Annotated in this window: 16 protein-coding genes; 4 read left to right on the forward strand and 12 right to left on the reverse strand. The window is 72.3% G+C overall.

Going from position 1 to position 14,784, the window contains the following annotated elements; translation table 11 throughout:
* The 3 genes from ACFVST_RS03480 to ACFVST_RS03490 are packed head-to-tail and all read right to left on the reverse strand — an operon-like array spanning position 1 to position 1,562.
* The gene (locus ACFVST_RS03480) at positions 1-741 is read right to left on the reverse strand and encodes a GvpL/GvpF family gas vesicle protein (RefSeq protein ID WP_390146439.1); all 741 of its coding nucleotides are present in this window, start codon (positions 739-741) and stop codon (positions 1-3) included.
* Positions 742-744: 3 nt separating this feature from the next.
* Positions 745-1,242 (reverse strand): gas vesicle protein GvpJ, encoded by a 498-nt coding sequence (gene gvpJ / locus ACFVST_RS03485; protein WP_390146441.1) that lies wholly within the window; start codon positions 1,240-1,242, stop codon positions 745-747.
* A complete protein-coding gene (locus tag ACFVST_RS03490) occupies positions 1,239-1,562 on the reverse strand; it encodes a gas vesicle protein (RefSeq protein WP_390146443.1) in 324 nt (107 codons plus the stop codon). The genes gvpJ and ACFVST_RS03490 overlap by 4 nt, the downstream gene beginning before the upstream one ends.
* Before the next feature lie 112 nt (positions 1,563-1,674).
* On the opposite strand from ACFVST_RS03490, the gene ACFVST_RS03495 reads away from it, so the two are divergent.
* The 4 genes from ACFVST_RS03495 (at position 1,675) to ACFVST_RS03510 (ending at position 6,002) form a co-directional block, all read left to right on the forward strand.
* On the forward strand, positions 1,675-2,361 hold the full coding sequence (locus ACFVST_RS03495) for a hypothetical protein (RefSeq protein ID WP_390146444.1): 687 nt from the start codon (positions 1,675-1,677) through the stop codon (positions 2,359-2,361).
* A gap of 5 nt (positions 2,362-2,366) precedes the next feature.
* Positions 2,367-3,341, forward strand: coding sequence for an SRPBCC family protein (locus tag ACFVST_RS03500; RefSeq protein ID WP_390146446.1), 975 nt, complete (start codon positions 2,367-2,369; stop codon positions 3,339-3,341).
* Positions 3,342-3,545: 204 nt separating this feature from the next.
* Complete coding sequence (locus ACFVST_RS03505; RefSeq protein ID WP_390146448.1) at positions 3,546-4,820, forward strand: chloride channel protein; 1,275 nt, start codon at positions 3,546-3,548, stop codon at positions 4,818-4,820.
* Between the two features lie 207 nt (positions 4,821-5,027).
* Entirely contained in the window at positions 5,028-6,002 is a 975-nt protein-coding gene (locus ACFVST_RS03510; RefSeq protein ID WP_390146450.1) for a peptidoglycan-binding protein, read from the forward strand.
* Positions 6,003-6,098: 96 nt separating this feature from the next.
* Here ACFVST_RS03510 and ACFVST_RS03515 read toward each other — a convergent pair whose 3' ends face one another.
* From ACFVST_RS03515 to yhfZ, 9 genes are all read right to left on the reverse strand, one after another.
* On the reverse strand, positions 6,099-6,875 hold the full coding sequence (locus tag ACFVST_RS03515; protein ID WP_390146452.1) for a GIDE domain-containing protein: 777 nt from the start codon (positions 6,873-6,875) through the stop codon (positions 6,099-6,101).
* 77 nt (positions 6,876-6,952) lie between these two features.
* A complete protein-coding gene (locus ACFVST_RS03520) occupies positions 6,953-8,182 on the reverse strand; it encodes a phosphopentomutase (protein ID WP_390146454.1) in 1,230 nt (409 codons plus the stop codon).
* Positions 8,183-8,194: 12 nt separating this feature from the next.
* Positions 8,195-9,358, reverse strand: coding sequence for an alanine racemase (locus tag ACFVST_RS03525; protein ID WP_390146456.1), 1,164 nt, complete (start codon positions 9,356-9,358; stop codon positions 8,195-8,197).
* Positions 9,359-9,360: 2 nt separating this feature from the next.
* Complete coding sequence (locus ACFVST_RS03530; RefSeq protein ID WP_390146458.1) at positions 9,361-10,515, reverse strand: aminotransferase class V-fold PLP-dependent enzyme; 1,155 nt, start codon at positions 10,513-10,515, stop codon at positions 9,361-9,363.
* Positions 10,515-11,471: a phosphotriesterase gene (locus tag ACFVST_RS03535; RefSeq protein WP_390146460.1), complete on the reverse strand. Its 957-nt coding sequence runs from the start codon at positions 11,469-11,471 to the stop codon at positions 10,515-10,517. Before ACFVST_RS03535 ends, ACFVST_RS03530 begins: the two co-directional genes overlap by 1 nt.
* 43 nt (positions 11,472-11,514) lie before the next feature.
* The gene (locus ACFVST_RS03540) at positions 11,515-12,870 is read right to left on the reverse strand and encodes a YhfT family protein (RefSeq protein WP_390146462.1); all 1,356 of its coding nucleotides are present in this window, start codon (positions 12,868-12,870) and stop codon (positions 11,515-11,517) included.
* A 27-nt stretch (positions 12,871-12,897) separates the two neighbouring features.
* Positions 12,898-13,254 (reverse strand): DUF2620 domain-containing protein, encoded by a 357-nt coding sequence (locus ACFVST_RS03545; RefSeq protein ID WP_390146464.1) that lies wholly within the window; start codon positions 13,252-13,254, stop codon positions 12,898-12,900.
* 38 nt (positions 13,255-13,292) lie between these two features.
* The gene (locus tag ACFVST_RS03550) at positions 13,293-13,679 is read right to left on the reverse strand and encodes a transcriptional antiterminator (RefSeq protein WP_390146466.1); all 387 of its coding nucleotides are present in this window, start codon (positions 13,677-13,679) and stop codon (positions 13,293-13,295) included.
* A gap of 161 nt (positions 13,680-13,840) precedes the next feature.
* Positions 13,841-14,779, reverse strand: a complete 939-nt coding sequence (gene yhfZ / locus ACFVST_RS03555; RefSeq protein WP_390146468.1) for a GntR family transcriptional regulator YhfZ — start codon at positions 14,777-14,779, stop codon at positions 13,841-13,843.
* Positions 14,780-14,784 lie beyond the last annotated feature (5 nt).

Consider the following 14,784-nt stretch of genomic DNA (forward strand, 5'->3'; position numbering starts at 1 on the left):
TCAGACCCCGGCCGGGACGGGCGTGGCGTCGACGAAGCTGTAGCAGGGCAGCGGCCCCGTCACCCGCAGCTCCACCCGGTCCGCGTGGGCAGCGCCGAACTGCTCGGCGACGCCCCGGAGTTGGGCCTCCGCCTCCCGCGGCACCAGGAAGGAGGCGTTCAGCACGCAGCCGTCCACCTCCGGCCCCTGGCGCAACTCCTCGGCGAGCGGGGCCAGTTCGGCGGTCAGCTCGGACGCCGCGGCGGCGGCCCTGCGGTGCAGCCCGGCCGCCACCGCCTCACCGAGCCGGATGCTGTTCTCGTAACTGGGCTGCCCGCGCGTCTCCTCCCGGAGCCGCCGTACCACCGGGTCCTCCCGGACGAGCGCGGCGAGGCCGTCCTGTACGGGGGTGGCCTTGATGTTCACCTCGACCCGGGCGTCCAGGCGTGACAGCAGGGCGCCGTACTCGGCGCCGCGGGCGGTGACACCCGCCGACGCCGAGGTCTCGTCGGGGGCCACCATGCCGAAGCGCATCGGCAGCACCGGCCCGGTCGCCGCCAGCGCGAGCAGCAGGTCCTGGTGCGCCAGCAGGTCGCGGCGGCGGGCCCGCAGCCCGGGAGCGGCGGCGCTGACCACGACCGCGAGTTCCCCGGCCGGCAGCAGCCGTACCGGGGCCGGCGGGTCGCCCACGCCGCTCGCACCGGCGGGGAGCGCATGGTCGCCGCGCACGATGCCGTACACGTAGATACCGGATGCGGTCATCGGTCAGCTTCCCTTCTTCTGGCGGGTGCGGGTGCCGGTGGTGCTGCGGGTGCGGGAGGACGCGGCCTTGCGGGGGCGCTCCTCTTCCTCTTCCTCTTCCTCGTCGTCTCCGCCGGCTCCGACGGCCTGCTTGACCTTCTCGCCCACGGAGTGCGCGGCCTTCTTGGCGCCGGTCTTGCCCACGCTCCTGGTCACACTCCCGCCGAACAGTTCGGGGACCGTCCTGCTGGACTGGTCGGTCTCCAGATCGAGCCGGTTGCAGGCCTCGGCGAAACGCAGATAGGTGTCGACGCTGGCGACGACGATCCGCGCGTCGATCTTCAGGATCTCGATGCCGACCAGCGACACCCGGATGAAGATGTCGATGACCATGCCGCGGTCGAGAATCAGTTCCAGCACGTCGTAGAGGTTGCCGGCGCGCGGCACGCGGACAACTTCCTCGCTGTATGCAGTCACGGTACGGCCGTCTCTCAGCAGGGGGCCTGGGGGGATGGAGGTCATGTGTCCGCCTGACCACGTCGGTAGCGACGGACTCTGCGGTACTGCCGCAGGGCGCCGTCCTGGTCGAGGTCCACCTCGTAGGTGGCGAGGAGACTGGTGGTGTCGGGGATGCGCGGCAGTTCCAGTACGTCGATGTCGACCTGCCAGCCGTCTTCGGTCCGTGACACCGCGGACACACCTTCCGCCCGGTGCCTGATCAGTCGCGTCAGGCTGTGGCAGGCACGTTCCGCCGCGTCCTCGGCACCCGACACATGCTCGGTGCTCGCCCCGGGGCGAGCAGATCGGGAGGTGCGGGACTTTCCAGCACGTTGCTCTGGCATGTTCGCCAGTCTCATCACTGGTCGAGGGGCCCGCTTCCGGGAGGGGACCGAACGGGCCCCCGGCGGTTCGGCCACCCGATTGGCGGGGCGCCGGGGTGCGGGGGACATTGGAGTGAGGGAGCGCACCGTCCGGCGCCTCTCCTCGGTGCGGGGCCGCGAGGACGGGGAACCGCGCCAGACCACGCTCGCGGAGGCACTCATGGACAACAGCAGGAAGGTCTGCCTTGCCGCTGCCCTGGCGGCGGGCTACGTCCTCGGCCGGACCCGGAAGGGAAGACTGGCGATCGCCGTCGCCTCCGTGGTGGCGGGCCATCAACTGCCGCTCAGCCCACGTGAGTTGGCTGCCCTCGGGGCACGCAAGCTGGCGGAGAACCCACAGTTCGCCCCGCTGGTGGAGCAGGCACGTACCGAGGTGCTGGAAGCGGGCCGCACCGCCCTGTCGGGCACCGCGAACCGCCGCCTCGAATCCTTCGCCGACGCGCTCCAGCAGCGGACCGAGGCCCTGCTGGAGGAACCGCTGGAGGAGGGCGAGGAGGGAGAGGAAGAGGAAGGCCCGGAGTCCTCCTCGGAAGCCCCGGAGGGCGAGCAGGAGGCAGAACAGGAGGCGGGGGACGCCGAGGCGCGGGAGGATGAGCGGCCCGCCGCGAGGAAGAAGGCGCCCAGAAGGACCGCCGCGGCACGCTCCTCGGACCAGCGGAGGCCGGGCAGGAGCACGTCGAAGAAGGGCGCCGCCAGGACCGCGCACACCAAGGCGGGCGCGGCGGACAAGTCCCCCCAGCGCAAGAGCCGGAGGAGGTAGCTCTCATGGTCGAGCAGAAGGAGCGCCACGCGGGTTCCGGTGACGGTGCGTCCGGACTGGACCGGGTCAAGGAGCAGTTGTCCGCCTACGCGGGTGCCCAGGGGCAGCGGCTGCTGGACTCCGTCGGCGGGAAACTCACCGATGCCGCCCAGGGATTGACGGGCAAGGACGGCGGCGGGGACGGGCACCGCGGTGGTCTTCTCGGCGTCGGGAAGCGGGTGTTGGGCGGCGAGAGCCCGGTGAAGGCCTTTGTCGGGGAGAAGGCCGGCGCGGTGAAGGACAAGGCCGTGGACACCGTCAAGGGCGCGTTGGAAGGCGGCGGCGACGGTCAGAAGTCCGGCAGCCAGAAGGTGGTCAACATCGTGGAGGCCGTCGACATCGGCAAACCACTGCGGGCCGTCTACGACCGGTGGACCGAGATCGAGGAGTTCAACGCCTTCGCCAAGGGCGTCACCGATGTCTCCCAGTCCGACGAGGTGGAGAGCGACTGGAAGCTGAAAGTGGCCTTCTCCAACCGGAGTTGGAAGGCGACCGTGGAGGAGCAGGTGCCTGACGACCGTATCGTCTGGACGTCCCAGGGCGCGCGGGGCACCACACACGGAGCGATCACCTTCCACGAACTGGCGCCCAGCCTCACCCGGGTCATCGCCGTCGTCGAGTACACCCCCTCCGGTTTCTTCGAGAAGACCGGCAACATCTGGCGTGCCCAGGGCCGCCGGCTGCGCCTGGACCTCAAACACTTCCAGCGCTACGCCACGCTCACCAGCGAGGAGGAGGTCGAGGGCTGGCGCGGCGAGATCCGCGACGGTGAGGTCGTCCGCAGCCACGAAGAGGCCATGGCGGACGAGGAAGGTGAACCGGGCGAGGACGAGGAAGCGGAGCCGGAGGACGAGGCCGACGAGGACGAGGACACGGAGGACGAAGAGGGGGAGGACGAGTACGGCGAGGACGAGGAGGGGGAGGACGAGGCCGAAGGGTGAACGGCGGGGGCCGAAAAGGGGGTTGGCAGGGTGTGGCGGGCGGGGTGCGGGCGGGGGAGTGGGTAGCGTCGCTGGCCGCGCCGGAGCGTGCAGGACGCCCGTCGTGCCAGCCGCGGCCCCGCCCCGAGGAGTGCCACCATCGCCGAGTCCGACAGCCCCTCGAACCCGCCGCGGCCCGTGCGGCAGAGCCCGCAGGAGGCCCCCTTGGGGGAGACACTGCGCAAACCGGGCTATCTCAAGGCTCTGGTGTTCTCCGCGATCATCGGTGTCCCGGTGTCCCTGGTGGCGTTCTGGTTCCTCGGGGCCGTACATGAGTTGGAGCATCTGATCTGGTCGAGCTGGCCGGGCGCGGCCGGGTGGGCGCGGCCTCCGTGGTGGTGGCCGCTGCCGCTGGCGGTGGTGCCGGCGGTGGCGGTGGTGCTCGCGGTGCGGTATCTGCCGGGGCAGGGCGGGCATGTGCCGGCGGCGGGGCACCTCGGCGGCGCGTCGAAGGCGGCGCTGCCCGGTGTGGTGCTGGCCGCGCTCTGCTGCCTGCCCTTCGGTGTGGTGCTCGGCCCGGAGTCGCCCCTGATCGCCCTCGGCGGTGGACTCGCCCTGTTCTTCCGGGACTTGGTACGCGCCCCCGCCACCCGTGCCGGTACCGCGCTGCTGGGTGCGGCCGGGTCGGCGGCGGCCATCTCGGCCATTTTCGGCAATCCGCTGGTGGGCGCGATCCTGCTGATAGAGGGGGCCGGGTTGGGTGGGCCGCAGTTGTTCGCGGTGATGCTGCCGGTGCTGCTGGCCGGCGGTGTCGGTTCGATCGTCTTCACCGGCTTCGGCCACTGGACCGGGGTGAAGACCGGCAGCCTCACCCTCCAACTCCCCCCGCCGCCACGGCTGGACACCGGTGATGTGGTCTGGTCGCTGCTGATGGGGGTGGCCCTCGGGGTCGCCCTCCACTATGTGACCGGGCTGGGGAGGCGGATCGCGGTGGCGGTCGTTCCCCGTCCGGGGCCGGTGATCGCGGCGAGCGCGGCGGGGATGGCGGTGTGTGTCGCGCTGTATTCGGTGGCCACCGGGCGTTCGCCCGCCGAGGCCGCGCTGTCCGGCCAGTCGACGCTGGCCAAACTGGCGCAGGACCCGCACTCCTGGCCGGTCGCCGCACTGGTCGCGGTGCTGGCCTTCAAGGGTGTGGCGTACGCGCTGTGCCTGGGGAGTCTGCGCGGTGGCCCGATCTTTCCCTCGCTGTTCCTGGGGGGTGCGGCGGGGGTGCTGCTGGCGCCGTTGCCCGGCTTCGGGGTGGTGCCGGCGATGGCGGCGGGGATGGCGGCGTCCTCCGCGGCGGTCCTGCGGCTGCCCGTCAGCTCGGTGGTGCTGGTCGCGCTGCTGGTGGGCCATGTCGACGCGCTGCCGGTCATCATGCTGGCCGCGGTGGCGGCCTTCGTGACGGTCGAGTTGATGCCGCAGGGCCCCAAGGTGCCGCCGTTTCAGGGGAGTTGACGGTGAGGGGCGGCTGCGGTGCGGTGCACCGGGGGCCGAGGTGCGCTGGTCGGGCACGTCAAGTGACAGGCTGATCACGCTTGTTGTACCCCGCAGTCATCTGCTTCAGTGGTGCCTCCTGGGCTCTGGAGTACCACTCTTTCCTCTGTCATGCTCTGGTCAACGACGCGCGTAGAATCGCGCGTTCCCCCCAGGGAGGATCGGGACATGTGTGAGCAGTGCGGTCCGGTCGGCGCGGCGGAAGAGTTGCACGACCACGGGCCCGCGGGCCCCTCGCGGAGAAAGCTGCTGCTCGGCGTCGGCGCCGGGCTCGGAGTGGCACTGACGGGCGTGCCGGCGCTGACCTCGTCGGCCGCCGCCGCCTCGCTCAAGGACGGCCGCTGGTGCAACCCGGCGCTCGGCTACTTCCCCGCCGGCGGCGGCTACGGAGTCCCGCGCGGCGGCCTCCCGCACGCCGGCCAGGACGTCACCAACTCGTCGGGCACGGCCGTCTACGCCGCGGCCGCCGGCACCGTGGTCCGCCGCGGCACCAACGTCATCTCCGGGCGCACCGGGAACGGCATCGTCATCTCCCACGGCAGCGGCCGCTACACCTACTACGGGCACCTCAGCGCCTTCCGGATCGGGCTCAACGCCAAGGTGGCCGCGGGGCAGCGCATCGCCGACATGGGCGCCACCGGCAACGCGACCGGCCCCCACCTCCACTTCGAGACCCACAGCGGAGGTCTGGGCGCCATCACCAACCCGGTGTCCTACCTGGCCGCCCGCGGGGTGCGCCTGGGCGGCGGCTGGTCCTCCGTCGACCCGGGGGCCGCGGGCGCCACCATCAAGGTCGTCCAGTACCTGATGACCCAGCGCGGCACCAAGCTGGAGGCCGACGGCACCTACGGCTCGGTGTCGGTCGGCGCGGTCAAGAGCTTCCAGAAGGCCAAGGGCCTGGTGGCGGACGGCCAGGTCGGCCCGAAGACCTGGGCGAAGCTGGTCTACACGCTCACCAAGGGCAGCTCCGGCAACCATGTGCGGGCCCTTCAGACGGCGATGAACAAGCGCAGCGCGGGCCTCGCCGTCGACGGCACCTTCGGCGCGGTCACCAGCACCGCGGTCCGCGCCTACCAGAGCCTCAACCGCCTGGTCGTCGACGGAGAAGCCGGGCCGAAGACCTGGCAGGCACTCGTCGGCTGAGCTGACGGGGAGCCACATCGACAGGACGGGGGCGGAGCCGATACGACGGCTCCGCCCCCGTACGCGCGTCCCGCGGGTGCGCGGGCCGTGCCGGGCTCAGCCGAAGACGCCCAGCGCGAGCAGCACCACCCCGGCGAGGGCCGCGACTCCGGCGCCGATCCCGAAGCCCAGCACCTTGTTGTTCTCGCCGCGGAGCAACTCCTCCTCGGACTTGACCGACATGGTGAACAGCCCGCCCTCGGCCGGTGCCGCCATGGCCAGCTTCCCGTCCGGGTCGGCGGCCTCGCCGAGGACGTAGAAGGAACTGCCGGGGCGCACCAGCCACTCCTCGCGCTGGAAGCCGATGGTGCCGCTGCCGCCGCCGAGGTCCAGGCTCACCGGGCCGAGGTGCAGCCGGTTGCCGCCACCGGTGTGCGGGTCGAAGCGGTCGAGGACCTTCTCGGCGCCCGTGACCTGGTGCTGCCCGGGGCGCACCACCATCCGGCCGCTGGCGTCCGCCACGAAGAACGCGGTGGAGCTGCTGAACTCGGACACCACCTCGTTGGAGGTCCGCCGCTTCTGGTTGCCGTCGCTGTCCCGGTAGGTCTCCTCGTAGCGGCGGGTGATGCGGTGCCGGTGCCAGACGCAGTCCTGCTCGGCCAGTTCGGAGCGCAGGGCGCCCTTCACATGCGGCTGGACCTGGCCGACCAGTTCGCAGCGGTAGCGGAAGCTGCCCTCCCCGGCCGCCTGGACGGCCGCCGCGTGCAGTGCCCGCAGGTCCTTGACGGGCAGGGTCTCGGTGCTCTCCATGACGGCCGCCTTGCGGTGGGCGGCGCGGGCGAAGTACCCGCACACCGCGGCAACCACCAGTGCCCCCAGCCCGATCCAGATCACGTGCGTCTCCCCGTTCGCATCCGTCGTCGACGGGCGCGACCCTACCGGGGATACGGGGGCCGGGAGGTCGCCGGGTGCTATCCGCCCGTGATCGGTGTACCGGTGGCCAGTCCGTACGGGGCCAGGCCGAGGGCGGCGGCCGCGGTGGCGCCCACGTCGGCCAGGCTCGATGTGTCCGGCAGTCGCCGGGCGGGCCCGGCACCGGGGCGGTGGATGAGGACCGGGACGTACTCGCGGGTGTGGTGGGCGTGGCCGATGGCGGGGTCGTTGCCGTGGTCGCCGGTGACGATCAGCCGGTCGCCGTCGCCGGTCAGCAGGGACAGCAGCCCGGCGAGCCCGGCGTCCACCTGCTCCAGGACCTGCCCGTACCGTGCGGTGTCCTGCTGATGGCCCGCCAGGTCCGTCTCCTGCACGTTCGCCACCACCAGGCCCTCGCCTCCGGCGCGTACCGCGTCCAGGGTGTGGGCGAGGACCTCGGCGGTGGGCACCGCGGGGCGGCGCTCGGCGGCCTCGCAGGCCAGGATGTCGGCGGCCTTGCCGACCAGGGTGACGGGGAGCCCGGCGCGCGCCGCGAGTTCGGGGAGCTGCCGGGTGTGGTCCAGGGGCGCGCCGAGGTGCCGCACCCGCAGACCGCCGTTGCGGTAAAAGCCGCTGGCCGGGGTGTCCAGGCCGACGGTGTCCCCCTCACCGGCGCGGACGAAGCGGGGCAGGGGGCCGTCCGCGTGCCCGCCGACGGCGATGACGCGGGCCACGGGGGCGACGGTGCGCACGGTGCGGGCGATGGCGAGGATGCCGCCGGGCCCGTCGAAGGCGAGGTCGTCCAGGCGTCCGGAGGCGTTCCAGTTGATCCCCGGGTCGGCCTCCAGGTTGTCGTGCACGAGGACCGCCCCGTCGACCACCAACAGGGGCTGCCTGTCGAGGAGTTCGACCCGGTGCCCGGCCTCGGTGAGGGCGCCGGCGACCTGGTCGAGGTGGTCGGCGAGGCGGGCCACCGCGACCCGGCTGAAGTCGGCGCCCATCATGGTCTGGTGCCCGGCGAAGGTGTCGGCGCCCGGGTACCCGAGGGCGGCGCGGCCAGCGGCGACCGGGAGCCGGGTGGAGCGCGCCAGGCCGGGGTGCGGGTGCACCAGGCCGAGCCCCAGCGCACCGAGTACGGGTAGCCGCGGCGGGCGTCCGGCCGGGGTGTGCGCCTGGTCCAGGACGTGCCCGCAGGTGTCGGCTGCCGTGTCCCCGGGCCGGAGGGTGCCCGCGTCGGGCATGGCGCCGACGCCGAACCCGTCGATGACGACAATGACCGTCTTGGCCATGGGAGTTGCTCCTTACAGTGCTCGGCCCTGCGCGTCGTACAGCCCGGTCAGCCGGGGGGTGCCGGAGGCGAGTCCGGAGACGACGGCGACGGTGGAGCGGGTGACGAAGATCTGGGTGCGGAAGGCGAGGACCGCGGTGTCCCCGAGGCGGATTCCGGTGCCCGCGGGGGGCGCGTCCAGCAGCCGGTAGTAGTCGATGTTCTCCGCGGGCGCCGTCCGCACCGGCAGCCGGGCGCCGGTACGGGGCAGCAGGGCGGTGTGCGGGTGGGAGCGGGCGTAGAAGCCGCCGCCGAAGAGCGCGGGCCGGCCGTCGGCGAGGGTGTGCGCGACCTCGCTGACATACACATAGGCGGGCTTCTCCGGCTGGTCCGGGTCCAGGGCGTGCAAGGGGGTGGTGCCGGTGAGGGCGTGGCCCGGTTCGCCGTGGGTGGCGCCGAGTCGGGCGAGCAGCGGCAGCGAGGCGGCCGAAGTCGCGCTGGGCGCACTGAACTTCAGCTCCTGATGCCCTCGCCCGGCCAGCAACTCCCTTGCCTTCAAGGCCAGTTCGAAGTTCGGGGTGGCGATGGGGCGGCCGGTTGCCGGGTCGCACAGTACGCAGGGGAAGGCGGTGACCCCGGCGATACGGATGCCGTCCAGGGCCTCCGCCGCCTCGGCGAACGCGCCGAGTCCGTCCAGCGGTACCCCGCCCTCCTGGCCCGGGTAGACACTGCCGTCGGCGCCCTCGATCCGGATCAGCACCTCCTGGACGAAGCCCTGGGCGCGGGCCGCCGCGGCGACGGCACGGGCGTTGTCCAGGTCGTAGACGGTGACGAAGTCCGGCCGCCGGGCGAGGAGTTCGGGCAGGACGCGGCGGGGGATCTGCACCAGGTGGCCGAGGTTGCCGAGGCGGGCGCCCGCGGTGTGCAGGATGCGGGCCTCGGTGGTGTCGATGGCGGCGGCGTCCGGGAGGTGCCGGGCGATCGCGCGGATCAGCTCCGGGTTGCGGCCGAGCTGCTTCACCACGAACCACAGCCCCACACCGTGGAGTTGGGCCTCGGCGGCGAGCAGTGCGGCATTGGCCTCGATGGCGTCGAGGTCCATCACATAGGTGTCGGGCGGGATGGCGCCGCTGGTGTGCAGGGCGGCGGCGGTGTCGACGAGTTCGGGATTGCGGGCGAGCACGGTGTCGAGGAACACGGTCAGCGGTTCTCCGTTCCGTCGAGGGCGGCCAGCGAGCGCCGCAGGATGTCGATGACGAGATCGGCACCTGCCCGCATCGGGTTGATCCGCACCGTCCAGTCGGCCAGCCGGGGCGAGTCCTCGCGGGCGGAGCTGGACATCCGGTAGAAGAGCGGCGCGATCTCGTACCGCGAGTTGGACCCCACCGGATACGGGGCGGCGCCGAACCGGGCTGCCACGGACGGGAGTTGGGGGGCCACGGGCCGGTCGAGCCGAACCAGCAGGCAGCGGTCCTGGGCGTTGGCGACGCGCACCTCGGCGACCCCGGCCACCTCGCCCGCCGCCAGCCGCCGCGCGACCTCGGCACCCACCTGCGACTGCACCGACCACAGCACCGGCACATGGGTGAGGGCACGCAGCGCGTCGAGCGCCTGGTGGCCCTGGACCTGACCGCCGCCCGAGTAGTTGTCCTGACGCACCCGCGCCACCAGGTCCCGGGCGCCGACGACCAGGCCGACACCCTCCGGGCCGTGCAGCTTGAAAAGGGAGAAACACGAGGCGTCGGCGCCGAGTTGGACCCCGGCGGCGGGTGTGCGCAGCACCGTGTAGTTGTCGTCCACCAGGGTGCGCACCCCGGCCGCCCGGCAGGCGGCGATGACCTCGGCCGGGTCGTAGGAGTCGGCCAGCCGCTGCCGGCTGTGCTGGATGTACGCCCAGCGGAAGCGGCCGGAGCCCAGCGCCTGACGCAGCGCGGCCGGGTCGTTGAAGTCCGCCTCGACGGTGTGCACCCCGATTCCGCGCAGTGTGGTCCCGGTGGTGCGGTAGACCGGCGCACGGTGGATCAGCAGCGAATCTCCGCCGCTGACAGCCGAGTTGAGGGCGGCGCGGATGGCGCCGGTGCCCGCGCCCTGCACGAAGGCGGCGTCCTCGGCCCCGAAGAAGTCCGCGAGCACCGCCTCCACCCGCGCGGTGGTACGCGGCCGGCCGAGACCGGGTACGACTCCGGCGTCGGCGGCGAAGAGCTGCTCGCCCTCGAAGTGCGCCGCGGTGGCCTCCAGCAACCGGAATTGCAGCGCGACGGCCTCGTCCAGGGGGACCGTGGGCAGCGGGTGGGTCTCGGGCAGAGTGGGGGGTTCGGGCAGGGGGGTGGAGGGTTCGGGAAGAGTGGGGGGCATCAGTTCTCCTCGGCGCTCGCGCCGGTCAGGAAACGCAGGGGGTTGCGGCGGGTGAGCAGGTCGATCAGGTCGTCGTCGGCGCCCGCCGCCCTCAGTTCTGGCAGGAAACCGCGGAAGAGGTGCCCGTAGCCCTGCCCGCCCTCCTCGGTGAGGTAGCCGTGGCGGGAGATGTCGCAGCTCAGCAGGGCGCGGTCGGCGTGCCCGGCCTCGATCAGGGCGAGCAGCAGCCGCAGCCGTGTCCGGTCGCTCTGGTAGGAGGACTTGCCGACGGTGTCGAAGGCGACATAGGCGCCGCGGGCGGCGAGTTCGCGGTGCACACCCGGGTCGTCCAGCAGGTCCTGGTGCCCGACGCACACCCGGTGGGCGGGCAGCAACTCCGCGGTGAGCAGGTCGAGTTGGGCGGGTCCGCCATGGCCGAGCTGGGCGTGGGTGGCGACGGAGAGGCCGCCGGCCAGGGCGGCGCGGGCGGCGGCCCGCAGCACCTTCGCCTCCGCCGGTGCGGGGGTGTCGCCATGGCTGCCGACCTCGCCGATCACCCCGGGCCGCACCCCGTCCGGGCCGATGCCGTCCTCGATCTCCCGCACCAGTACGGCGGTCAGCGCCTCGACGTCCAGCCCGGTCACCTCGTCCGGGTGGAACGGCTCGTAGTACCAGCCGGTGGCCGCGACCACCGCCACGCCCGCCGCCCGCGAGATCCGGCCGAGCGCGGCGACGTCCCGGCCCATCCCGCGGCAGGTCAGCTCCACGACCAGCGACAGCCCGAACTCCTCGCGCAGCGCGGTGAGTTCGGCGGTGACGGCAGCGGCGTGGCGGTCCGGCGCGAGGACGGCCGCCCCGTCCCCCCGGTGGTCCAGGTCGAGTGCCAGATGCTCATGGGGGAGGACGGGGCCCCGCACCGAGGCGGTGTCGAGCCCGCCGGTGACGGTGCGCAGGGTGCCCGGCGCGGGGTGGTCCATGGTGGCGCTCTCTCCTCGGTACGGCCGTGGTTACGGGGTGGCCTCAGCCCTTGAGCGGGGTGAACAGGTGCAGCCAGTGCAGGACGTTGAGCAGGATCCCGCCGACGATCACGGCGGCCGGGGCCGCGGCCATCCGCACCACGGGCCGGCCCATGGACTCGTTCAGCAGGTAGAGCCCGCCCACGATCAGAATGCCGAGGCCGCCGCCCATCGCGTGGGCCGCCATCAACGAGCCGAAGAGGATGGCGAGTTGGAGGCTGTCGGTGATGGCGCTGCGCAGGTGCTCCGAGGAGTCCCGCACACTCGGCAGCCGGCCCAGCACCCGCCCGATCCAGGACAGCGCCAGCACCTCCACCGCGAACACCAGGGCACCGACGACGACCGCCAGCAGCGGGTTCGGCAGCAGATAGCCGATCGGGTACACCAGGGTGAATCCGGCGATGCCGTACGCACCGGAGGCCAGCGCGGTGGTCGCGATCAGCGGGACGAAGCCGAAGACGCGGTAGAAGTCGACCTGGGCGGCCTCGGAGTACTGCCCCTTGGCGATGAGGAAGCTGGTCGCCTCACCGCCGCCGAACACATGCATCTGCGCCAGCAGGCACACCCCGGCACCCAGCACCATGAACAGCGGCAGATACCGGCGCAGCCGGGCCGCGTTGGCGCTGAAGAGGGACGCCATCGGGTCGTCCTGCGCCTTGGCGGAGGGGTCGGCGGTGGCACCCTCGGCGGCACTCGCCGCCTGGTCGGCCCGGCGCTGCCGCAGGTCCTTGGCAACGGCCAGGCCGATGAGTATCAGCACACCCACCGCCATCGCCAGCGCACCGGCGAACATGTTCGGCCACAGCTTCATCGTCATGACGACCAGGGCCAGTTCGACCACACCGGCCAGCGCGCCCCAGCGGCGGCCGAACTGCTTGGTGATGGCGAGCACCGGGAAGAGCGTGAAGAGGAACAGGATCGGTGTCGACATCTGCTGCATCGCGGTGAGGAAGTCGACCGGCAGATCGTGTGCGAGGCGGTTGGTGCCGTTCAGGCCGAAGACGACCACCGCGCCCCAGCCTCCGCCGAGGATCGGCGCCAGCCACCTCTTCGGTGCCAGCAGGCCCAGGATGTCGGTGGGCAGGAACAGCAGCCACGGGTTGAGTACCCCGCTCGACAGCGCCATCGGGGCACCGAGGCCGAAGATGAAGCCCGCGGAGAGACCGAAGGAGACGGCCGTGGTCGCGTTGCGGGTGGTGCGCCCCTGGATGAAGTCCAGCAGGAACGGGCGCACCCCGTCGTTGAACACGGCGAGCGCCATATGCGAGATGTAGGCCGTCAGCGCACAGAGGGCTATCACGGTCAGTTGCTGCGCCAGCGAGAAGTCGAGGCTGGCGCCGGCGGCGAGGGTGGTGCTCACAGGTCACTCCTTGGGCCGGTGGGAAACCTAACCGCGGGCGGCGATGGCGCGGGCCATCCGCGGGGCGATGGTGTCGAGTTGGTCCATCGAGAAGCCGAAGACCTTCTTGCCGTCGGCGAGCAGGGCGGCGATCTCCTCCTCGGTGGGGGTGCCGCGGCCGAAGGTGTGGCAGACGGCGCTGCCCATCAGGCCGACCAGGACGCCCAGCGAGGCACCGGCGCCGGTGTGGCAGGTCCCCAGGTAGTAGTCGGCCTGCCCGGCGCGGAGCTTCATCGCGGCGTCCATGTCGCTGGACGGTGTGATGTCGAGGGACTCGATGCCGAGTGCGGACACGGCGCGGGTGACCTCGGTCTTGCCGACTCCACCGGTGAGGATCTTCGTCATGGCGCTCTTTCTCTCTGTGTACGGGGGTGTGGGCCTGGTCAGTTGGCGGGAGCGGACGGGGGCTGCTGGGCCAGGACGGCCAAGTGCATCCCCAGGAAGTTGACCTCGGACTCGGGGAGTTCGGCGCCCAACTCCCGTGCCGCGCGGGCGGATACGGCACGGGCGCGGGCCACGGCCCCGGGGTGCTCGGCCAGTTCCGCGGCGATCTGCTCGTCGGTGGGGAACTCGGCGATCGGTTCCCCGCGCACCAGGCGGGTGAGCGCCATCATCAGATGGCTGGTCAACATGCCCGCCGTGGCTTCGGTGACGGGCCGGCCCTCGGCTTGCAGCGCGGCCAGTTCGGCGGTGACGAAGTCCGCCACCTCGGGCGTGACCTGGCCACCCTCGCGGAAGAGCCGGATCCGCAGTTGGAGCTGGTCATCCATGAGGTCCTCCTTAAAACAACAGTAACCAGGATTCTGGATTCTTGGGAGTGCGGGGCCTGTTGGGATTTCCCGGCACCCCCCGGGGGTCCGGTGGTGCGGCCGCTCGGCGGTGGACGATCGTCAACGAGCAGGCAGCCACGGCCCGTTGACGGCGGCCCGGTTCAGTACGAGGGGACGCGCTCGCCCCGCAGCACCTCGTTCTGTAGTCGCGCCACCAGGGAGAGGTCGAGTGAATCGCGCACCGCGGCAAGGGCCTTGGCGCCATCGGTCCGGCCGATGAGTGCCGCCCGGGAGTTCCGCGAGGCGAGCCCTTCGGTGATCTCCTCGGCGAGGGGCAGTACGTCGATACCGGGTCCGAGCCGGTCCCGCACCTCGTCCAGATTCCACACCGTGGCGTCCACCTCCCCGCGGGCGAAGAGATCCGGCAGTTGCATATACGAGGCCTCACGCCACTCGACGTCCGTACGGCCCGCGAACGCCCGCTCCACCAGCATCCGCAGATCCTCCGAGGCATGGTCGACCGCGACCCGCAGCCCGGGGGAGTCCGGGTCGACGCCGTGCCGCACCAACATGCCGTGCGCGCCGACATAGGTGTCGGGTCCGAGGTCGGCCACCAGCTCCAGCGGTTGCTCCTCCATGAGCCGGTCGGCCGCGAACCGCGACAGCACCACCAGGTCGACCTTCCCCTCCAGCAGTGCCGCGGTACGGGCGCCGGCGCCCCGCATGAACGTCACCGCGAAGGGCGCGCCCGCCGCGTCGAAGGCCTCCCGCAGCCCGGTCGCCAGGCCCTCGTAGCGGCGGGAGTAGGGCAGGGGCATGGCGGCGAGCAGGGTGCCGAGGCCGGAGAGGCGCCACAGTATGGCGCGGTCGGAGTGGACCAGGAAGGTGCCGAGATGGCCGCGTGCCGCGGTGGTGATCGCCCCTGATTCCTCCAGGAGTTGGAGCGCGGCCTGCACTGTGCCGTTCCCGCAGCCCAGCTCCTCGGCGAAGTCCCGCACCCGGGGCAGCCGGGTGTCCGGCTCATGGTGCAGCAGGAGCACCGCGAGCTGGCGGGCGGCGAGGCCGTTGCGGGTGAGGAGCCGCTCCTCGAAGTCGTTCACGAGGG

Source organism: Streptomyces sp. NPDC058045, assembly GCF_042885635.1.
Lineage (GTDB): Bacteria > Actinomycetota > Actinomycetes > Streptomycetales > Streptomycetaceae > Streptomyces.